This window comes from Pseudoalteromonas aurantia 208, from assembly GCF_014858725.1.
GTDB classification, from domain to species: Bacteria; Pseudomonadota; Gammaproteobacteria; order Enterobacterales; family Alteromonadaceae; genus Pseudoalteromonas; species Pseudoalteromonas aurantia.
On record NZ_AQGV01000012.1, the window covers coordinates 1,846,395 to 1,867,608 of the forward strand.

Sequence of the window (21,214 nt, forward strand, 5' to 3'; positions counted from 1 at the left end):
CTTTTTTCCTATTAAGTTGCCGGCATAACAGGCTTAACTATGTTGCCTGTTTTCGCGGAAGTTAGTTTTAAACTGAAGTAAACCAAAGAGCTGACTACCAAGATGCTGGCTATAATTGCCACCCAGTAGCAGGCTTGAATAAGAAATTGTAACCAACTCAGATCTGGGGATGAGAAGGTTTTGTAAAGTAAAATACCCACTGAGCCGATGTAACCTGCAGAGTCTGCCAAATATAATAAAAACCCTGCATTTGCCGTAGAGCCTACCGCGGAAATCATCCGATCAAATAAGAAGCAGTTATAAGGAATGTAGCTAATGTAAAGGCCCGCGCCTAATATCACCATCCAGGCTTTGGCACTGATTAAATTGGCTTCAAAAGCCCATGTGCAGCTCGCTAAAGTAACAGTACCTAGCAATATAACGCCATGATTTACGAAAAAAGCAGTGCGATTGTTTTTAATCAATACCAACGCCGCCAGTGCAATCAAAACAATCAGCGCGATCCGTATACCCGCATAAGCAAATATGGCCGGTTCCTGTCCATACCCTAAAGCCTGCCATATTTCTGCAGAAAAATTATCACGGAAATCCCTAAACCCTGTGAAAAGTAAAAAGCTCAAAATCAGCACTGTGATCCCGAACCAATAGCGTTTAAAAAACGCCCAACGCTGTGCACCATTCATGGGTAAACGCTGCTGTCTAGCCGCTTCATCTTCAGATGTTGGAGGTGGAATACTGTTTAAACACATCACCGACAATACCAATAACGGCAAAAAAATAGCACCCGTTGCGGCTGGCATCCAAAGCTCAGATACATCCAATGCAATGATCAGCCATTGTCCAACAGTTCTCACAAGCCCAGATGCCAATATAAACGTCACACTTAATACCGCCCCCAGTAATTCAGCGGTTTTGCGCCCCTCTAAATAACTAAACACTAAACCCCAGATCATGCCTAAGGCTAAGCCATTAAAAAATAACCACACGATGTTGAAAGGTACCGGTGTAAGCGCGAATAAAATAAGCGCACACTCCGCTCCCAATATCATCCATAGAATGGTTTTTGCGCGCTTTGCTCTTTGCATTTCGGCAATAAATTTAACGCCGATAAACTTTGCAATTAAGTAGCCAAAAACTTGCGATAAAATGAGTGCCACTTTAAAGCTAATAGCCCAATGTCCTTGGTCAAAATCAGTATAACTATTGACCGAGAAAGGCTTTCGAAATGCATACATGCAAAAATAAGTCATAAACGCGCTAGACGCTGCAAATAACACAAATGCGGCACCTTGCGCTGGCTTAAGCCAGTTCGGCGTGCGCTGCCAAACAGTTAAAGAATACATAATCAACCTTAAATAACAGCAAGGTGTTCAACAACACCTTGCATCACTGCCTTTACAGCCTAGAACTGATAATTAATACCAATCATGCCGCGCATACCGTAATACTCCACTTGTAGTGGTCGGCCTTTTTCGCCCATATAGTATTCCAGTGCTTCATTGGTTAAGTTATTCAACTCAAGGTAAATTAAGGTTTGCTCATTGATTTGATAAGACGTCGTAAAATCAACACTGGTATTCGCCCCGTAATAACTATCACTTTGCGACGATTTACCATGCTCCTCTATGTAGGCCCCTTTATGATTGAGCGCAATTCTTGCCGCGAATGCAGTATCATCATAGTACAAGGTAAAGTTATACAACTCGCTTGCTTGGCGCGGAATATGAACCTTATCATCACGTGTTGGAATACGCATTTGCGAGTCCATAAACGTGGCATTCGTCATAACCCCAAAGTTTTCAAGTGTCGCAGAAATAAAACCAAGATCACGGTTAAAGGCTAATTCAAAACCAGCAAGCCAAGCACTCTCACCATTTTCAGGGCGAATAATATTGATGCCATCTCGACCGTTATAGTTACCAGTAGAACGTTTTTCGAAAATAGGATCTTGAATATCTTTGTAAAAAGCGCCTACTGACATAAGGCCAACACGGTCAAAGTAATGTTCAACCATGACATCTAAGTTATTTGAATAGGTCGGATTTAGCGCTGGGTTACCTGAGTCAAGTTTGTTGTCGGCTTCAAGATACGTTGCCCCTGGCGTTAAAGAGCCAAAATCTGGTCTGGCAAAACTACGCGTTAATGCCAATCGGTAATTGGTTGTGTCTGTCGCGTGATACGTTAAATGCAGTGCAGGTAGCACCGACCAATAATCATTACTTTGTGTTGTGGCAACCGTTCTCTTTTCATCTGATAAATAGGTATGCCCCGACACAGTGGTGTCGGTTTTGGTTAAACGCAGGCCAGCTAATACTTCTAACTTAGGATTAACTTGATACGTTGCCATCCCGTAAATTGAGGTATGCTGCTCTTCAATATCAAAGTTTCTGCCTAGTGCACCACCGTTACTGATCAATGCTGACTCGTCTTCATTGAGGCGAAACTTATTGCGGTTTTTATTCCAAAATGCCATCGTTGCTTCTGTCGTGGCCACTTGAGAAAACTGCGCTTGATAATTAAAGTGCGCGTCAGATAAAAAGTCATGTCGACCGGGCTGATCACTCAGTGCAAAATCTGCCAATGTTGGCGCTGCGCCATACTCATCGGTGTTCCATTCGTAAAACTCATCAGCAAAGTCAGCATGACGTACTTTGTCACGATATTTAACGCCGAATTTGTAGCTAAGCTCAGGTGCTATGCTCCATTCAAAGTCTAAATTAGCAACCACACGGTCTTTCTCATTCACGTAAACTTTATACAGCTCAACCCAAGACAGTCCAGCTTGCGTGGGGTCCATATTAAAACCGACTGGAAAGTGGTTACTGATCCCATTCCAAGCGTCCGTGCCACCATCAATTAAGTTATATGCGTATTTTTTACCATTACTCGCTTCTTTTAAACCGGTATAACCTACCCGCTTTTGATCGAAACGCATCACAAAATAGCTGTTATCTTGCCCGTTTGGATTATCGCCATAGCGAAATTCATTTTCATACGTCGCAAGCTGCCAGTTGATGGTTTTATCAAAGCCAATATCATGCTCACCCGCAAACTCAAAGCCATGCATTTGAGTGATCAACTCGTTGCGAATATGCTGGAGTTCGGCTCTGTCTTTATCGAACCTTAAGCGATGTTTATAGTGGGTTTCATCATCAATCAAACTACCGTACAAAGCACTCGCACTGATACTGCCATTGTCTAAATCATACTCCATAGAACCATTGAGCCCGTAAGTTTCACGTGTACCGGTATAATCTCTGAGCTCTAAGCGATAAATGCCAAAGTCCTCACTTTCACCTCGACGACGTGGCTCATAATTGTCTGTTGCCCAATCTCGTTTCCAAGCCGTCGCATTAACAATAAACCCTAACTTATCGTCCATTAAACGATCGCCATATACCACATTTGCTGAGTAGTTATTACCACCAGCCAGTTCATTTTGACCGACTGCGAAGTTGGTTTGTAGTAAAAACTCATCCGCTGATTTTTTGGTTATAAAGTTAACACTGCCCCCAATTGCATCTCCTTCCATATCTGGCGTTATTGCTTTAGACACTTCTACAAACTCAATAAGCTCACTCGGAAAGAAATCGAATGCGGTGGCACGACTGGTCGTCTCTTCTTCTGCGGTTGGCAATCGATTACCATTAATGCTTGCTGAGCTCCACTGTGATGGTAATCCCCTCACTGCAACAAAACGCCCTTCGCCTTGGTCACGCTCAATAGACACACCAGGAATTCGCTGAACGGCTTCAGCGGCATTTCTATCGGGGAGTTTGCCAATGCCATCTGCGGCAATAACACTGATGATATTAGAGGCATTTCTTTGATTATTCGCCGCAGCCATTTCACCGCGAAATATCTGGCCGACACTGACAACTTCCTCTATCTCTTGCTGAGTATTTAACACAATGGGCGCAACTGTGGTCACTTTCCCTTCAACCACAGTGACATTCACCTGTGAATTCTCATAACCAAAATAGTTAACCACGAGTGTATAATCACCTGATGCCAGTTTCGGTAATTCAAAACGGCCTCTATAGTCGGTGACTGCAGTGAAACTGGTGTTTTGAATCGATATGGATGCACCTGACAGGTTCCCCTGAAGGTCTTTTACAGTACCGACAAGTTTGCCACTCGATGCATACACGCCCGAACTGGTAGCGAGGAAAATAGCAGCAGCGATCTGAGTTAGTTTTTTCATTGCTTTCATCTCTAATGTTGGGTTTTATTTCTGGTCTAGTCCAGATTTATTAAGGAGATGGTAGTATTGATTGTTTACAAATTCATGACGGTTTAATTAAACGTTTATGGAGCTATGATTTAAATGGATGACCCATTAAAGGAAGTGACATGCTATGCCGCTAAAAATATGTAACTGAGAACTTAACGTTAGCATCCGCCTGATAGCCATTTGCAATTAGTTACCCATTTAAATACGGGTAACTTAAAGACGTATCGCACGATAAAATAAATTTTTGACGAGACTTCGTCAATTGAGGAAATGATGCGTGTAATGCTACTGAAACGCCATAATAGAAAAATCGGCTAAGAACACAATTAATTATACGAGATAATTAATTTACAATAGCCTTATAGCCGCCAGTAAAATGTTAGGCAAGCCATAAGGCAATCAATATGCCACACTGTGATGTGTACCCGCCCCTCAACGAATACTACGTCGACCTGAAAAGGCGTGCATCAATGTCATACCATCCACCAAGTCGAGTTCGCCACCTACCGGCATGCCATGGGCTATTCTAGATGCCTCTACCCCATGCTTTTGACATAGCTCAGCGATATAATGCGCAGTTGCTTCACCTTCAACGGTGGGGTTTGTCGCTAAAATGACTTCGTCTATATTGCCTTTTGACAATTTATCAGCCAACAAATCCAAACCGATTTCTGCAGGGCCTATGCCGTCCAACGGAGATAAATGCCCCATTAATACAAAGTAAAGACCTTGATATTGCCCTGTTTGCTCTATCGCTAAGACATCTGTAGGTGACTCAACAATACATAACAATCGGCTATCTTGACGCTTAACGCTTAAACAAATATCACAAAGTGGAGTTTCTGAAAACGTACGGCAAGACTCACAATGCCCGATAACCTGCATGGCCTTTAATAAACTATCGCCGAGTTGAGTTCCCCCTGAACGGTCTCGCTCAAGTAAATGAAACGCGATTCTTTGCGCTGACTTAGGGCCAATACCTGGTAAACAGCGTAATGCTTCTATTAATGCAGTAAGTGAGGGTGATAATTGCATATTAAAGTTAACTTAAAATGAGAAAATTAAAATAGGCAACAACATCACCATAACAAAGAGTGAGTCAATCAATAGCCAACCTATTTTACTGGATTAATCAATGATATCAGAAAACCAATATTGATGGCACTAGCGAGTATCTACAATACTCCTTACATTCCTTAACTCAAAAATCGCTATTTTAGTCATAATTTAGACTAGAACATAGCAACAGTAATGAAAACTATTTCCAATTACCTCTTCCCAAAACAAATTAAAACTTGCTAGTATTGAGATGTTATAACGTTTGATCGAAAATCGAGCTGGCGTCTTAACAAATAAGACGCCTTAAAATACGGAAAATACATACATAAGTAGTTGGAACTAAAAATGAAAAGGTCTTTGATTGCGGCCAGCACCTTGGTCGGTTTAATAAGCTCGGATAGCTTAGCATCTCAAGAAATAGAAAAAGTAGAAGTGATAGGCACGCGCGCGCCTTTATACAGCACTCGCGATATTAATGCGTCAGCCCTTGGTTCTAAAGACGCACAGCTATTACCCATCTCCATACAATCATTTTCAGAAGCTCTTATCGCGAACCAACGAGCGAAAACATTAGGGGAAATACTGGCAAATGACGCCTCAGTGCAAAATACCTCTATTGGCACTGTATTTGATTTTGTCAGCCTACGCGGTTTTCAACTTGATTGGACCAATGGGCTTAGGCGTGATGGCTTAGCGTTGGCGCCCTACCAAGATGTACCTCTTGAAAATATCCAACGCATTGATGTGATTAAGGGGCCATCTAGCCTTGTTTCTGGATTTAACAACCCCGGTGGCACCATTAATTATGTCACCAAGCGCCCGACTCAAGCGCGTTTCTTCGATGTCACGGTTGAGCTAAAAAACCGAGCCAGTAAATTTTTACACCTTGATTTTGGTGGCCCACTCTCAAACAACAAAGACATGGGCTATCGTTTCAACGCCGCGTTTGAAAAAAATGGCGACTTTACTGGCGGCGACGACCTCAAACGGACTTTTGTCAGTGCTGCTTTTGACTGGCAATTATCTGATCAGTTGTTTGTCAGACTAGACAGTGACTTTCAAGACAAAAAAATGGTCTCACAACCCCTTATTGGGTTATCTACTGACCCAAGTTCTGGCAAAACCATTTTGCCACCCTACGTGGATACCAGTGAAACACTCCTTGGGCAACCATGGGCTTTGTATGAAACACAAACCCTTAACAGTGCCCTGCGCGCGGATTTTTGGTTCAATGACCAATGGCAATGGGTGAATCAAGTTGCTTATTCAAGCAATGATAGATTTACTATTTTCCCTGACATTTATAGCGTCAATCAAGCTGGAGATGTTTTATCATCCGCAATACATGTGACACCTGATGAGGAATATCAGACTGTGTCTGCTCACACCTTTGTTAAAGGCGAATTTCAGACTCAGGGAATTGAACATGAACTGGTTATTGGCCTCAGCGCCAGAGAGTATCAATCTAAAGACGGGCGTTGGTTCGAACTCACCAATCCTGTTGGCAATATATTCAACCCAACCTACACTGAAAAACCGAACTATCCCGACTATCCCGATGCGAACGTAACCGACACCAGTGAAAGTTCGTTTTTTATCACCAATACCCTGCACTTCAATGACGTTTTCTATACCACGCTTGGGTTACGTCACATACAGTATGATAAGACACAACGCGCACCGAATAGCGCACGGGTGACATTAGATGATCGCAGCTTTAACACGCCAATGTTGGGGATTAACTATAACCCCAGTGACACACTCGCATTTTATCTCAGTTATTCAGAAGGCGCTGGAGAAGGGGCTGTTGCTGTTATTGGCAGTGGCGCTATCAACGAAGGGGAGTCATTAGGTCCACAAGAAAGTGAACAAATTGAAGCGGGGATTAAATACCAACATGCGGGTATCAATTATACCGCAGCGCTATTTCAAGTAGAGAAAATGCTCGAGTATCATAACCGCAATACTAACTACTTCGTACAAGATGGGGTTCAATCACACCAAGGGTTAGAGCTCAACCTCAGCGGTGAAATAAACGCTTACCTGTCTACCGTGACCTCGGTGACTTTTATGAACCCAACGCTTGATGAATTAGGTGGAGACAACACCATCAATGGCAATAGACCGGCCAATGTTCCTAAATTTCAAGCAAATACCTTCGTAGATTACACCATTCCAAGCTATCAATCACTCAGCATTAATGCAGGTATTTTTCATGTAGGTGAGCGCGAGCAAAATGTATCAAATACACTCACTCTCCCTGCGTATACCCGCGTTGATTTGGGGCTCAAATACCAGCTATCTGCGCTTAATGCCACTGTAAGACTCAGAGTTGAAAACGTTTTTGATAAACAATACTGGTTATCTGGTGGTGCAAAGGGCATTGACTGGGGCGTATCTCCTGGTCGAGGCAGATTAATTAGCGCATCAACCACTTTTAGTTTTTAGGGAATAAATCAATGACAACAAATCAGGACGTAATAATTGAGATCAATCAACTCAGTAAGCACTTTGGTGATTATCAAGCGCTTAATGATGTCAATCTAACGGTCAAACAGGGTGAAGTCTTAGCATTGCTAGGCCCTAACGGTGCAGGTAAAACAACCACGATTAATTGCCTTTTGGGTTTTTTAAAACCCGATAATGGGCAAGTTCGGATAGCTGGGGTTAATCCGCAACAGAATGTGGTCAATGCCAGAAAAAATTTAGCTTACATTCCCGAGCAAGTTGCGTTGTATCCACGCTTGAGTGGCTTGGAGAACTTAGTTTATTTCAGTAAAGTGGCAAAAGTTGAAAAATCTGAGCAAGAATTCAAAGCACTGTTAGAACAAGTTGCCTTGCCAGCACACGCCTTCAATAAGCCAGTCAATAGTTATTCAAAGGGCATGCGACAAAAAGTGGGCATTGCAATCGCCATAGCAAAGCAAGCCAAAGCATTAATTTTAGACGAGCCTACCTCAGGCCTTGACCCCTCAGCCAGTTATGAATTTAGTCAATTAATTCAGCAACTCGCCAAACAAGGCGTTGCTATATTAATGGCAACCCATGATTTATTTAGAGCACAAGAAGATGCTCATTCAGTCGCCATTTTAAACCAAGGTCGCTTGGTCGATTATCTTAACTTTGAGCAAATACAAACTGTGCAGCTCGAGTCTGTTTATTTAAAACACATTAAGGCGGAACCGTCATGTTAATGATCACCATGAAAAAGGAGTGGCTTGATTCATGGCGGCAAGGACATGCATTGTGGATAAGTTTGATTGCTTTAATGCTATTACTGATAGCTTGCGTTACGAGCTGGCAAAGCTTTCAAGTTCAATCAGCAACCAAATCAGCCGTTGCTCAGTCAGAGCGTGATCGCTGGCTAGAGCAAGGGGAAAAGGGCCCTCACTCTGCTGCGCATTACGGTGTTTATGTATTAAAACCAGAGTTACCTCTGGCCATGGTTGACCCTGGCTTACGAGACTTTCAAGGCAATGTGCTTCGATTAGAAGCCCATAAGCGTAATGACACGTTATTTCGCCCCATTCAAGATACTATTCCCATGCAACGCTTTGGCAGCTTGTCACCGTCATTTGTACTGCAAATATTATTACCCTTGTTAATCATACTGGTAGGTTACCCAGCTTTCTCAGGTGAACGTGAGCAAGGCACTTTAAAGCAGCTCCTCGCGTCAGGTTGCTCTTCAATACACCTGTTTATTGCCAAATCAGCAGCGCTATTTTCGGTTGCCGCAATTGTCCTTATTCCGCTGTTTGCATTTTTACTCTACAGCAGCATCAGCGAACAACATGCTCAAGTGTTACGCAGTGCTTTATATGCCTTGAGTTATTTAGTGTACCTGAGTACTTGGTGCGTCATGGTGGTTGCAATCTCTTGTTGGTTATCTACCGCTCGACGCACACTCATTGTACTATTAGCTCTGTGGGCAATCAGCTGCTTATTAATACCCAAAATAGCAATGACGCATGCCAGCAACCAATACCCCATTGAATCTGGGCAAGCGTTTCAATCTAAACTTGAATCTGAGGTATATACACCTGAGCGACAACAGGCCATTGCCCAATTCAAGCAAGAGACATTAACTACCTATGGGGTTAGCTCAACCGATGACTTACCTTTTGACTGGTCTGGTGCGCAATTACAATTCGGCGAACAGTATTCAGATAAAGTCTTTGATCGACTTTTTGGCGCGCGCTCAGAGCAGCTAAACGCACAGTTCCAATACTATCAAAGTACCGCACTATTAAGTCCATTTATCGCAATACAAACCATTTCTATGGGCCTCGCTGGTTCAGACCACACCCACCATCACAATTTTGAAGTTGCAGCAGAAAAATACCGCCGAGTAATGCAGCAAACACTGAACTTCAATCAACGCGACCATGCTCACAAAGCCACCAGCCACTACGTTGCCGATAAGCAGCTATGGCAAGCGATCCCTGAGTTTGTATATCAACCGCCCTCATTCTCGCTCATGAGCGGACATTACCTTGTTGCGCTATGCGCGCTTATTGGCTGGTTACTATTCTCTGGGATATTGGGAAGTTACTCGCTTTACCTACTGCGCAAGGAAGTACAAAGATGAACCGATTAATTATTACCACTGAACTCAAAAACTTATGGCGCGAAAAACTCACTGTTGCGGTGCTATCTATTACCCTGATTTTTGCAGCGCTGTCTTTTTACAACGGATATCAGTTTAGTCAAGCACAGCATGCGGTTATTGACATCGCTCAGCAGGAGCAACTCAGCGCAATAGAGACCGCACAAAATTCACTCACGCAACGCCTATCAGAGCAAGGGTCTATTAAATGGTGGGAAGACATTTATGATTTACGAGGCCAAGCCTTTTATTTGATGGTCAACTATGCCACCAAGCCGCCATTAGCAACAGCACCTATCGCGGTAGGTCAAGCTGATGTATTCCCCTACTACTTTCGGATGCTCATAAGTGAAAAGCAAAATGTGGTACAGCAATATGATTATGTAAACCCATTACAATTATTACTTGGACAATTTGATCTAGCATTTGTGGTTATTTACATACTCCCATTGCTCATCATTGGGCTAAGTTATAATGCGTTAACGCAAGAACAGCAAACAGGTCAGCTAAGAATACTGTTATTGCAGGGGATCAATCCGCAACATTTATTAAAAAACCAGCTACTTGTCAGACTTTCACTGGTACTGGTACCATTTTTACTCTGTAGCAACAGCTTATTGCTATTGAGCAATAAAGATTTCACTATTCAAAATAGTCTGATCTTTTCCCTCATTGTCAGTCTGTATTGTTTATTTTGGAGCTATCTAGCTGGCTTTATTGTCAGTAAAGGTAAAAGTACCGCAACAAATGCGGCTATATTAGTCGCATGTTGGTTGGCATTTGTGATTATTATCCCCGCCACATTAAATACGCTGAACGGAGCAGCAAATCCAACGCCTTCGAGAATACACTACGTTGATTCACTGCGTGAGCAGGCAGACAGTGCGAAAAAAGCCAGCGAGAAAACGTTAGCTAAGTTTTTCCAAGACCATCCAGAATTGGCGTCAACTAACGACAACCCCAGTGACTATGCCACAAAAAAAATTGCCACAATCATTGCTATTGAGCAAGCTATGCATGCTTTCGATCAGGCGTTTTTACAAATTCAAGATCAACAATCTCAGTATGCACAAGCATTTAAGTTACTGTCTCCAGCTACTTTAGTTTATTCGGCCTTAGTGGACTTTTCTGGAAATGGCTTAACCAGACAGCAAGACTTTATGCAAGCCGTTGCACAGCATCATCAAGCGCTGCAACAGTTCTATAAAACACAGATTGTTGCTGCCAGTCAGCGCGGTGATTTCACGCCTTGTCGTGGCTGTAATGCAAGACCAACGCTTAAAGATTTAACAGTGATCCCACAGTTTAAAAATACGGTTAACGACACGTCTCCCCCCCCTTGGTCATTAATATTATTGGTGTTGGCTATATTTGCCCTCAGCTTAAAAACCAACCAAAGAGTGATACAAATTGGCTCTGCCCAATCTCAAGAGGTACGAGTATGAGCAAGGAGCACTTTACAGCAATAACACACCCTCTGGTTGAACAGTTGCTTGATACTCATAAGGAGAAAATGTTTGAGTGGGCGTACGGGCTTGGTGCCCCCCTGCATGTGCTTTTTCCGCAAATATTTGCGGAGAATGTGGCACGTATTACGTCGGTACTTACAACTCATCAACTGAAGCATCAAATTCTTTATGCTAAAAAAGCCAATAAGTCTCAATGTTTTATAACGCAAAGTTGTGCATTAGGCTTAGGCGTGGATGTGGCCAGTATTGAAGAGTTTGAATTGGCGTTAGCGGGCGGGGTTTGTGGGGAGAAAATTGGGGTATCTGGACCCCATAAATCTCGCGTATTACTCACCCTTGCCATAAGACACAATGCATTGGTTGCGATTGATTCTCTGAATGAACTAAAAAGCGCGATTGAGATTGTACGCCACACCCAACATGCAACCCAGAACATGCCGATACGTATTCTACTCAGAGTACACCCCAGCAAAGACACAAACAGCCGCTTTGGTCTGGTGCACGCAGAAATAGAAGAGGCACTTTCGTACTGTGTTGAATATAAAAATCATACATTGTTACAAGGATTTAGTTGCCATTTAAGTGGTTACAATACCCAGCAAAGAGGACAAGCTATTCATTATATGTGTGACTGTATTAACCGTGCAAACCACCTAAACTTAAACGCCGATGTGATCAACATTGGCGGCGGTTTGCCTATCTCTTATCTGGAATCCACACAATGGCAAGATGCATTAGATTATGAATATTTTCATAAAAACCGACAGTTCAGTGGCTTCTACCCATATCACTGTGCCCAACCAGGTGCTGATGCATTGGCGCAAATTCTATTAACGCCCAACCAAGCTGGGCAAACCGCAGCTGACGCAATCAACTCGCTATCGCTCACGCTCATGCTAGAACCGGGCCGCGCCTTGCTTGATCAAGCGGGTGTCAGTCTGTTCTCTGTACAAGGTAGTAAGCCATTACACGGTACCTCAGATTGTCATATTGCAACACTTTCAGGTACCAGCTTGTCATTATCAGAACAATGGTTCAATAGTGAGTTTTTGCCTTCTCCAAGGTTGCTTTCAAAAGCCACACCTTCGTCACCGAGCCCAGTCAGAGTTGCCTTTGGCAGCGCAACATGTTTAGAAGACGACATGATCAGCTGGCGCTATATTCCACTACCGCATTTACCAACAGGCCATGACCTTATGGTTTATATCAATACCGCTGGCTACCAAATGGACTCTAACGAATCTGAGTTTCATTCCATGCCAATACCTAGAAAAATAACAGTGAGGTGGGACTCACCAAACATACACTGGCAATTAGAGCGCTAGCCTTTCACTGACAATTTATAGACATTATAAGGAGCATATTTATGATTATAAATACGCAGGAAAACTGCACAAAAAATTCAGCAACTTCGGCCTATCGCAAGGTCTCTCAAAGCATCGGCAATACACCTTTAATGGAGTTCATCGTTCTGCCAAATGGCAGTCGAATGTATTTAAAATTAGAACAATTTAACCCCACCGGCAGCGCCAAAATTCGTATGGCTAAGTCCATGCTTGATGAAGCTGAACAAAACGGCTTACTTAAACCAGGTGGCCGCATTGTTGAATCAACCTCAGGCAATACAGGTGTCGGTCTTGCTATGCTGGCTGCTGAACGTGGTTATCATTTCACCGCGTTTGTTGATAACCATGCTGCAAAAGACAAAATTAATAATATGCGTGCATTTGGTGCTGAGGTCGTTTGTGTTAGCGACGAAGGTAATGATGGCCTAGCTACCGACGTGCGTGATGCAATGGCTGAACAAGTTGCCAAAGAACAAGGCGCGCTTTGGACGGCACAGCATAACAATTTTGCCAATAGCCGTGGTTATACTGAACTGGCCAAAGAAGTTGTAAATCAAATTGGTACAGGTATCACTCATCTCGTTGGCGCAGTCGGCACTGGCGGGTCATTGTGTGGCACGACTCGCGCGCTGCGCGACCTAGGTTGCCATTCGCTCACAACATTGGGCGTTGAGCCAATCGGCTCTGTCATTTTTGGCGGCCCAGGGGCCAGTTATCATCAGTCAGGTACTGGTACACCTGAAGGCGCAGAAATTGGTGCCTTAATCGAATACGACCTCATAGACCAAGGTTTCAAAGTATCAGATAAACATGCATTTAACACCGCGCGTTACCTCACAAAGCATTACGCATTAATGGTAGGTGGTTCAGCAGGTGGTGTCATATATGAAGCATTAAAATCTATCCAATCAGCCCCTGCAGGCAGCACCTTTGTGGTACTTGTGTGTGATGGTGGCGAAAAATATTTAGATACCGTATTTAATGATCAATGGATGACCGAGCATCAATTATTTGACCCCCAATTAGATCAACAACTCAGTGACCTACTGCAACAACTTAAAGCCTAAAGGAATAACATATTATGACAACTACACAAAACAACTTGCCCATACTCAACGCTGCATTACTCGAGTCACTTGCCTTTCCATATCAGCAAGTTATTGATGTCGTTGAGCACGCTTTCAAAGCCATCGACCACCCCGACTCAGCCAACCCGCTAAAAGTCATCATGGCCCCAGAAGATGGCCGTTCCATTGCCTATAGTATGGCAGGGCGAGATGCTTCCAGTAATACCGTCGGCTTTAAAGTCGTGTATGAGTTTGATCCTGACAGAAGTCGTGGCAATTACCAGTTCTATTCATTTATCTTTTTATGTGACGACAGCACGGGTACCCCTGTGGCATTAATGGATGTAAAAGAGCTTGGCCCTATGCGTACCTCGGCCACTTCCGCGTTATTCGCAAAAGCAGCAGCCACTTCAGACGCACGCAGCGCACTCGTCGTTGGTACTGGCGTGCAAGGTCAAATTGCTTTACCCATGTTAGTGAGCGCAATGCCACAACTCAATAAATTAGCGGTACATGGCAGTTATGAAGCGGGTATTACTAATGTTCAAAACAAACTTAAACACCACCACCCTGACTATGACGTTCAAGTATCGAGCGACTTAGAAGCATCGGTACGACAAGCAGACATTATTCTCGCTGTGACAGGTTTATCAGCAAAAGAAAACATTAAATATGAATGGTTAAAACCCGGTGCAGTCGTCATATTAGTCGGCTATGGCATTGACAAAGACGTGTTACACAAAGCGGATCGATTGCTCACCACAGACGCCGAACAAATGAAAGTCACCGGTGACGATTTACTCAACGAACAGGGCGAACTCCCTGAAGTCGATGCCACCCTCACAGACATTCTCAATGGCGAAAAACCAGCCCGTACTCACCCTGACGACATTATCTTTGTCTACAACAGTGGTATGATCATTACCGATGTTGCCCTAGGCCGTGCTGTCGCTGAATTTGCAAAAACAAGTACTCAAGTAGAGGAAGTGTCATTATGGTAGCCCGCTCACTTTCTATGTTTGATGACCTGAAAAAGGTCAGCGCACTCGCTGGGCCACTGATATTAACCAATCTGTTGTATGTTGCTATCGCCACTATCGACTTGGTGATGTTAGGCATGCTCAGTCCACTCGACTTAGCCGCGGGTGGATTAGCCATTGGTATTTTTAACCAATTTCGAACCATGGGGACTGGGGTTGTGACCGCCACTGGCAACCTTGTATCTTATGCCCAAGGCAAAGCACATACCGACCAAATAACCCCTTTGCTTAATGCCAGTTTAATAATTGGTACATTCATTGGTGTGATATTTGCCTTACTCATGGCCAATATAAAACCTTTCTTGCTGTTTATAGGCACGCCCGAGGTACTTGCGGAGCAAACAAGCAACTACTTAGTGGTTGCAGCCCTAGGTTTAGTACCTTGCTTTTGGTTTCAAAGCATTCGCCATTTCAGTGTTGGTTTAAAATCACCTGGACCGCTTATGATGATCACAGGCGTGTCTGTATTACTGACTGTCGTATTAAACTACGGTTTTATTTTTGGTCATTTTGGCTTACCTAAATTAGGTTTTCTTGGTGTGGCTGTTGCTACCTGTATCGTGCTCTACCTCTCATTTTTTCTGTTTGTGGTCATCGCCTGTAAAAATCAGGTGCTTAAGCCTTATATCACATGGAAAGTATGGAAAACAAATAGAGAATCAATCGCTAAAACGTGGCATATGGGATACCCCATTGGCGCAACCTATGGATCAGAAGCTGGCTTTTTTACCGTGCTGGCATTGTTTGTCGCCACGTTAGGGATTAGTGAGCTTGCTGCACACAACGTCGTGAGCCAAATTGTCTACATCGTATTTATGATTGCAGCTGGACTTTCCTCAGCATGCTCCATTTATGTCAGTGAAGCCCATGCTAAATCTGACATAATACATGCCAAGCGTATTGGTCACTTCGGATTGCTATTCGGCGCCGCTATCATGGCCTTTATTGCAATTCCCTACGTTTTATTTCCGGAGTTTATTTTAGCGCCATTTCTCAGTGCCGCTGAATTACAGCAGTCTAATGTAGTAGCCATTGCAACGCATTTATTGTTAATAGCTGCCGTTCTCCAAATCTTCGATGCGTCGCAAAATATTGGTGTGGGAATTTTGCGCGGTGTCGGTGATGTAAAAAGTGCCTTTTTCTTATCTATTCTGGGCTATTGGATTATTGGTCTTCCGGTCGCATGGGTACTAGGTAGCTATATGAATCTTGGCATAAACGGGGTCTGGTACGCCTTAACTCTGGGACTCAGTGTTACTGCTTTATCACAATTATGGATGTTTAATTATCGCGTCAAAAGCTTAGACACGATAGATGAAATACAAGGACAACAAGCATGATAACCACGCATTCTATCGCCTTTACCGACCAGCAAGTCAGGCAAGAAGTCGCACAACTTCCCGCTTATGGCGCAGGTCAAACGTTAACGCAAGCCGATATGCTATATCCCTCTAAAAACATGGTAAACCTGTCTGTAAATGAAAATCCATTTGGTGCCAGTACCGCAGCGCTCAATTTGGTGCAAAGTAAGCTTAGCGACATGAGTTATTATCCAGATAGCCAATGTACTGAATTGAAAAGTACACTTTCTGCAAAGCTCAACGTACCCAGTGAACATCTGGTTATTGGTAACGGCTCAGAAGATATTCTATCTATGCTGTGTAAAGCTTTTATCAACCAGGCCGATGCTGTGTTTGTGGCCAAACCTGCCTTTGCTTTACACCCCATTTACGCCAATATGATGGGAGCCAATGTGAGCAGCATCCTGATGGATGAACACATGGACTACGATACCACCGCGTGGATAAATGCCATTAAAGCACACCCTAACCTCACAATGCTGATGATTGCCAATCCTTCAAACCCTGTCGGCTGTACATTAGACGATGCTGGACTGCAGAATATTATTGATGCATGCCCGAAAGACACCTTTATTTTAATTGACGAAGCCTATTGTGAATTCGCTAACAACAGCCATAAGTTCGCTGATAGCTTAGCAATACTCAAAAAGCAAAATCGACCCTTTGCAATACTGCGTACTTTTTCAAAAGCATATGGCTTAGCTGGGCTGCGTGTAGGATATGGTATTATGTCTGACACCCATATTGTTGATTATCTAGATCGGGTGAGGACCCCATATAATGTCAACAACCTCGCACAAGCGGCGGCTATCGCGGTACTGGAAGATAACAGCTATTTAAACGATACCGTTGATTTGGTTAACAACGAGCGAGAGCGAGTTCGCAGTGAAGTAGAATCATTTGGCTACTTTGTTGCACCAAGCCTTGCAAACTTTCTCTTTATCAATGTGCGTCAACCAGCAACGCATGTTGCAGATATATTTTTAGAAAATGGGATCATGATAAAGCCTTGGAAAGAACCTGGGTTCGAGCAATTTATACGCATTACCATTGGCTTACCTGAGCACAATGACCGGGTGATAGAGTTACTCTCGCAATTGGTCTCACAAGAAACCTAGCGTGCGCTTGCATTCACTGTGTGCATGATATTCATCATGCACGTTCTCACTGTTCACTTACTAATACGTCAAACACAATCGGCTGTAATACGCTCTAACATCGCATGTGATACTGGCTTATGTATAAAATACGTCGACTTTTCAGGAAAGTACTCTCCCTGCTGTGCCGCTTTAAAAATATCAGACACAAGCGGCGCTTGAATATCGATATAAAAAAACAGCTCGCTACTTTCAATATCACACATTTTTGTTGGCTGACTGCAAAGAACGTGTGGTAGTGCCGCTATCGCATTACGAATAACACGCTGAACTTTCAGTGAGCCTGACTGGTATATACTCTGCTTACCTGAATCAATCTCTTTCTCATTCAGACAATACGAATATGACCGGCCATTTATATGTAGCATATAGTGTGATGCTGCGTTGTTTACAGTGCGTGTCATGCCGTACTGGCTAAAATGTTGATCAATATATGCAACGTTTACAGGCGCTGACAATTGTACCTGTAAAGTAAAACTCTCAACCCATGTTTGGCTATTGGAAGTGATCCATACAGGCAATGTTACCTTACGCTTGCCAGGAAGGTTCGCTGCAAATACGCGATGATGCCCGTCAGCAATCAGGAATTGACGTTGCTGTGATAACGTGTTTTTTAACCGATACTGCAACTGTTCGTTATTTATATCATACACACTATGCCGACTTTTTCCGACACCCCCTACTCTCGGCTCATACCATGTTTTCACTAATGTGCACTGCGACTGCCAGTCTAGCACGCTAAAATCAATATCAGCGATTACCATACACGGCGGTAATGTGTTCGCACATTGAGTCAGCGACCTTCTCAACGCCAGTGCATGAGAGACATTTACCGCTTCATGTCCAAGTAAACGTACCGACGATTGTTCACCTGGCGAATATAGTGCCAATATCCCAATTGTTTTATACCCATTGACATCAATTTCATAAAATGAAAAGCGCTTATCACTCTGTGGTTTAATTGCCATATTATCATTGTATCCTTTCAATTTTAGATACAATATAACATATCAAATCAATAGCTAGAGATGCAATTAAACGAGACCGATGAGCCAGACTTAACCAACACTAAATTGCCTAACAGAAGATATGTGATAAATAATGACAAAGCGCTCGTGTAGAGAAGAAACAAGCACAATATATTGCCCTCTTTTGAAATATTAAATGGCTACGGCAGAGGCACAAATACTCTGTCACAAGTACTCAAGCGCGGCACCAAACCTATGCCGCAAAAATACCGCATGTCCATCATCAAAAAGACATGTCAGCTTCGATACAACTCTTCGCTTTACACTCAAAATTTACAGTCATAAACACTCGCCATGTAAACAAAATGTTTACTTTAAATCCATTTGTAAATATTATGCTCTTCTTATAATGTGGAAAACCACCCCTTTTCTACCCATTCATAAAAAGGATAAGGATGTGATAAATGGAGATGATTTACGGGCCATGCGCGTCAATGCGGCTATTTCTCAAGATAAAATGGCAAAAAAACTTAACTGTGATAGAAAAACAATCATTAATTATGAGCTAGGTGTAAGTGATATTCGTTCGAAACAGCTTTTCATGTGGCTGGTGTATTGTAAGATAGACTCAGGATCGCTATTAAATGAAATTAAACGAATTCGTGATCAAGTTAATCGCACAAAAACCTCTCGCTTACAGGATGAAGAACAATGAGAAATACAAACCTATTAAAGACTCTTAGCGCTATGATTTTTTTAATAAAGGAAAATGGGAAGTCGAGTAAAGCCGCTGATAAATACCTACTTTCGAGTGATGCTAGTACTTTGGTATCGGGTGGTTCAGTACCTGATAAGCCACCAAGACCTACGGCCGTACATGAAAAACAGCCTCGAACGGCTTCAAATCAGTTAACCGAAAATGAACTAACAAAGCAATCTTGTGCTTTAATCTCAGGAGGTTTGCCTATCAAACCCCCAAGAACTGCTGCCGTACATGAAAAACAGTCTCGAACGGCTTCCAATCAGTTAACCGAAAATGAACTAACAAAGCAATCTTGTGCTTTAATCTCAGGAGGTACAGTGCCTGTTAAACGCCCTAGAACTGCGACTGCGATTGTAATATCTATCTCACCACCTCCGGTTCCCCTCATTGATTCACAAGGATAGAGAATGAAACTTTCACACTTGATTTTGCTAAGTATCGCTTCTGTGGCAATTTTTTACATTCAGCTCTGGGATGATCGTATAGTCACTCCTTTGCATTTAATTTTATTGGGTATATGTACTGCCTATGCCATATACTCAAGAAATATTAATATGGCACATATAGCAGGGTTTATTTTACTAATAACAGGAGCTAACCAAATAGTATTTGAACTTGGCTTAATAAATAGAGTTATACCAGATGACAACGCCATTCTACAAAGCTTGCTCATCTATGGCACAAATGCATTGTTTAGCGTTGCGCTCACTTTAGTCTTAATTTTTAGAGTACAACTTTCTCGTATGCTCTCCAACTCAAAAAGTGTTGAGCTAACTCACTTTGATGGAGTTTTTCACTGGATTTTTATCTACATGACGGTTATAAACCTTTTGGTCTTGTTAGAGGATATGGCTTATATCGTTTTTAATATTACTTCTTGGACATTCATTTATGATAATTTTGAAGGGCTTATTTATATTGCGTGGGCGTTATGCTGTGGTGCATTACTTACCATGATAATTTGTAGTTCAAAAGAGCGTAACACAGATGAAGCCAATGCGCTGTAACGTAGACATAATAATTGCAGATTCAATTCTCTCGAAAATTCGGAGCAACTATTTCACATAATTATCATTTTATTTGGGTTAAGTTACGCTGTATTTTTGCAAGTTTATATAAAAAGTATTGGGTAGATGCTTGTGAGTCCCTACCCATATTCTTTTCCTATAAATGATAATAAAAAATAACCACAACGCAGTACGTACCTTGCTTTACAAGCGCTTCTATTTTAATAGCTGAACGATTCATATATTAGTATAAGCGGTTTAAGTATACGCGACCAAAGTACAGCAGTTATAGCATAAACACCGATATTAACGTCGCCCATTGCTTTTCAAGCTCAATCAATGAATACCCTGTTTTCACTTTTACGTCTGCGCCAGCATATATTTCGAGGTAAGTACTCAGTCCAAATCGCTCGATTAAAAACTGTGTGAAAGCCCCCTCTTGTAAATAAGCCAGCTTTCTACCTAACCCCGTTTTAGCACTGTGCCTAACGTTTTCAGCCTCTGCAAGGCGAATTAGCTGGCCATATTCCGTTGCTGCCACGGCAACCGCGCGATAAAGGTCGTGGCCAAAATCAGGGTACTCAGGCGCAGCACCAAATCTATGCTGCAAAAATACCGCAATTCCATCATCAAAGAACCTATCTTCATAGCCATTTTTCTTCTGCTTTCTATACGCACTCACAGCATAAACATGAGTCAGCTCATGAATAACGGCGAGCCCTGCGTTAGTCCCTTTAACTTTCTCTGATAATACTTCCTCAGAAAATGTTTGAAGCACTCTTTTTTCAGGTAAATGGATGGTATTCCAATCTTGATAAGGTATACGTTTTTTCTTCGAGATATAAACAATGAGTGGCTCTTTGATTGGCGTACCATGATAGCTTGTCGACTGATTCAAATAGTTCAAAACAATCGCCCGCTCTTTTTCTATTTGCGTCGCAAGTTTTGCGACTATTTCTTTAGACACATTTGCATCATATTCCACCGTGAAATTATCTGACTTATAGGTCAACCCAAATGCGTTTAAACTCAATACAGTGATTAACACCCACACAAACTTCAAAATATATTCCTAATTTTTCATTTACTAAATATAAATAATCCAGTTATTAATTGCTTTTAGTAAGAACTTTAACA

17 protein-coding genes are annotated in these 21,214 nt (G+C 42.6%); 12 read left to right on the forward strand and 5 right to left on the reverse strand.

The genetic code is table 11. The features are described from left to right. Nucleotides 1-11: 11 nt before the first annotated feature. The 3 genes from PAUR_RS11760 to recR form a co-directional block, all read right to left on the reverse strand. Nucleotides 12-1,343, reverse strand: a complete 1,332-nt coding sequence (locus tag PAUR_RS11760) for a DUF5690 family protein (protein WP_192507931.1) — start codon at nt 1,341-1,343, stop codon at nt 12-14. A 59-nt stretch (nt 1,344-1,402) separates the two neighbouring features. Next, a complete protein-coding gene (locus PAUR_RS11765; RefSeq protein WP_192507932.1) occupies nt 1,403-4,204 on the reverse strand; it encodes a TonB-dependent receptor in 2,802 nt (933 codons plus the stop codon). 462 nt (nt 4,205-4,666) lie between these two features. Continuing rightward, complete coding sequence (recR, locus tag PAUR_RS11770; protein WP_192507933.1) at nt 4,667-5,269, reverse strand: recombination mediator RecR; 603 nt, start codon at nt 5,267-5,269, stop codon at nt 4,667-4,669. Between the two features lie 369 nt (nt 5,270-5,638). On the opposite strand from recR, the gene PAUR_RS11775 reads away from it, so the two are divergent. Genes PAUR_RS11775 through hisC form a run of 9 tightly spaced genes read left to right on the forward strand, consistent with a single transcriptional unit; the run spans nt 5,639 to nt 17,300 of the window. Then, nucleotides 5,639-7,741 carry a TonB-dependent siderophore receptor gene (locus tag PAUR_RS11775; protein ID WP_192507934.1) on the forward strand — a complete coding sequence of 701 codons (2,103 nt, stop codon included), beginning with the start codon at nt 5,639-5,641 and terminating at the stop codon, nt 7,739-7,741. An 11-nt stretch (nt 7,742-7,752) separates the two neighbouring features. Further along, nucleotides 7,753-8,487, forward strand: a complete 735-nt coding sequence (locus PAUR_RS11780; RefSeq protein WP_192507935.1) for an ABC transporter ATP-binding protein — start codon at nt 7,753-7,755, stop codon at nt 8,485-8,487. Then, nucleotides 8,481-9,881: a DUF3526 domain-containing protein gene (locus PAUR_RS11785; RefSeq protein ID WP_192507936.1), complete on the forward strand. Its 1,401-nt coding sequence runs from the start codon at nt 8,481-8,483 to the stop codon at nt 9,879-9,881. The genes PAUR_RS11780 and PAUR_RS11785 overlap by 7 nt, the downstream gene beginning before the upstream one ends. Beyond that, nucleotides 9,878-11,344 carry a DUF3526 domain-containing protein gene (locus PAUR_RS11790; RefSeq protein ID WP_192507937.1) on the forward strand — a complete coding sequence of 489 codons (1,467 nt, stop codon included), beginning with the start codon at nt 9,878-9,880 and terminating at the stop codon, nt 11,342-11,344. Before PAUR_RS11785 ends, PAUR_RS11790 begins: the two co-directional genes overlap by 4 nt. After that, complete coding sequence (locus tag PAUR_RS11795; protein WP_192507938.1) at nt 11,341-12,693, forward strand: type III PLP-dependent enzyme domain-containing protein; 1,353 nt, start codon at nt 11,341-11,343, stop codon at nt 12,691-12,693. The genes PAUR_RS11790 and PAUR_RS11795 overlap by 4 nt, the downstream gene beginning before the upstream one ends. Nucleotides 12,694-12,734: 41 nt before the next feature. Next, nucleotides 12,735-13,781 (forward strand): cysteine synthase family protein, encoded by a 1,047-nt coding sequence (locus PAUR_RS11800; protein ID WP_192507939.1) that lies wholly within the window; start codon nt 12,735-12,737, stop codon nt 13,779-13,781. A gap of 14 nt (nt 13,782-13,795) precedes the next feature. Continuing rightward, a complete protein-coding gene (locus PAUR_RS11805; protein WP_192507940.1) occupies nt 13,796-14,782 on the forward strand; it encodes an ornithine cyclodeaminase in 987 nt (328 codons plus the stop codon). After that, complete coding sequence (locus PAUR_RS11810) at nt 14,776-16,161, forward strand: MATE family efflux transporter (protein ID WP_225738343.1); 1,386 nt, start codon at nt 14,776-14,778, stop codon at nt 16,159-16,161. Before PAUR_RS11805 ends, PAUR_RS11810 begins: the two co-directional genes overlap by 7 nt. After that, nucleotides 16,158-17,300, forward strand: a complete 1,143-nt coding sequence (gene hisC, locus PAUR_RS11815; protein WP_192507941.1) for a histidinol-phosphate transaminase — start codon at nt 16,158-16,160, stop codon at nt 17,298-17,300. Before PAUR_RS11810 ends, hisC begins: the two co-directional genes overlap by 4 nt. 68 nt (nt 17,301-17,368) lie before the next feature. On the opposite strand, the gene PAUR_RS11820 is transcribed toward hisC, so the two are convergent. Next, entirely contained in the window at nt 17,369-18,340 is a 972-nt protein-coding gene (locus PAUR_RS11820; protein ID WP_318782607.1) for a DUF1015 family protein, read from the reverse strand. A gap of 424 nt (nt 18,341-18,764) precedes the next feature. Here PAUR_RS11820 and PAUR_RS11825 point away from each other — a divergent pair, with 424 nt between their 5' ends. From PAUR_RS11825 to PAUR_RS11835, 3 genes are read left to right on the forward strand one after another with little or no spacing between them, the layout of a single operon-like run. Then, entirely contained in the window at nt 18,765-19,022 is a 258-nt protein-coding gene (locus tag PAUR_RS11825) for a helix-turn-helix domain-containing protein (RefSeq protein WP_192507943.1), read from the forward strand. A 32-nt stretch (nt 19,023-19,054) separates the two neighbouring features. Next, the gene (locus PAUR_RS11830; RefSeq protein WP_192507944.1) at nt 19,055-19,474 is read left to right on the forward strand and encodes a hypothetical protein; all 420 of its coding nucleotides are present in this window, start codon (nt 19,055-19,057) and stop codon (nt 19,472-19,474) included. Between the two features lie 3 nt (nt 19,475-19,477). Beyond that, nucleotides 19,478-20,077: a hypothetical protein gene (locus PAUR_RS11835; RefSeq protein ID WP_192507945.1), complete on the forward strand. Its 600-nt coding sequence runs from the start codon at nt 19,478-19,480 to the stop codon at nt 20,075-20,077. A 286-nt stretch (nt 20,078-20,363) separates the two neighbouring features. Here the strand turns inward: PAUR_RS11835 and PAUR_RS11840 are convergent, their stop codons facing one another. Next, a complete protein-coding gene (locus tag PAUR_RS11840) occupies nt 20,364-21,140 on the reverse strand; it encodes a hypothetical protein (protein ID WP_192507946.1) in 777 nt (258 codons plus the stop codon). Nucleotides 21,141-21,214: the final 74 nt, after the last annotated feature.

Excerpts from the sequence above, each read along its gene's own strand:
- PAUR_RS11835 (WP_192507945.1), top strand. The coding sequence starts at position 19,478 with ATGAAACTTTCACACTTGATTTTGCTAAGTATCGCTTCTGTGGCAATT.
- PAUR_RS11795 (WP_192507938.1), top strand. The coding sequence starts at position 11,341 with ATGAGCAAGGAGCACTTTACAGCAATAACACACCCTCTGGTTGAACAG.
- PAUR_RS11805 (WP_192507940.1), top strand. The coding sequence starts at position 13,796 with ATGACAACTACACAAAACAACTTGCCCATACTCAACGCTGCATTACTC.
- PAUR_RS11800 (WP_192507939.1), top strand. The coding sequence starts at position 12,735 with ATGATTATAAATACGCAGGAAAACTGCACAAAAAATTCAGCAACTTCG.
- PAUR_RS11810 (WP_225738343.1), top strand. The coding sequence starts at position 14,776 with ATGGTAGCCCGCTCACTTTCTATGTTTGATGACCTGAAAAAGGTCAGC.
- hisC (WP_192507941.1), top strand. The coding sequence starts at position 16,158 with ATGATAACCACGCATTCTATCGCCTTTACCGACCAGCAAGTCAGGCAA.
- PAUR_RS11760 (WP_192507931.1), bottom strand. The coding sequence starts at position 1,343 with ATGTATTCTTTAACTGTTTGGCAGCGCACGCCGAACTGGCTTAAGCCA.
- PAUR_RS11785 (WP_192507936.1), top strand. The coding sequence starts at position 8,481 with ATGTTAATGATCACCATGAAAAAGGAGTGGCTTGATTCATGGCGGCAA.
- PAUR_RS11830 (WP_192507944.1), top strand. The coding sequence starts at position 19,055 with ATGATTTTTTTAATAAAGGAAAATGGGAAGTCGAGTAAAGCCGCTGAT.
- PAUR_RS11765 (WP_192507932.1), bottom strand. The coding sequence starts at position 4,204 with ATGAAAAAACTAACTCAGATCGCTGCTGCTATTTTCCTCGCTACCAGT.
- PAUR_RS11775 (WP_192507934.1), top strand. The coding sequence starts at position 5,639 with ATGAAAAGGTCTTTGATTGCGGCCAGCACCTTGGTCGGTTTAATAAGC.
- PAUR_RS11790 (WP_192507937.1), top strand. The coding sequence starts at position 9,878 with ATGAACCGATTAATTATTACCACTGAACTCAAAAACTTATGGCGCGAA.
- PAUR_RS11780 (WP_192507935.1), top strand. The coding sequence starts at position 7,753 with ATGACAACAAATCAGGACGTAATAATTGAGATCAATCAACTCAGTAAG.
- recR (WP_192507933.1), bottom strand. The coding sequence starts at position 5,269 with ATGCAATTATCACCCTCACTTACTGCATTAATAGAAGCATTACGCTGT.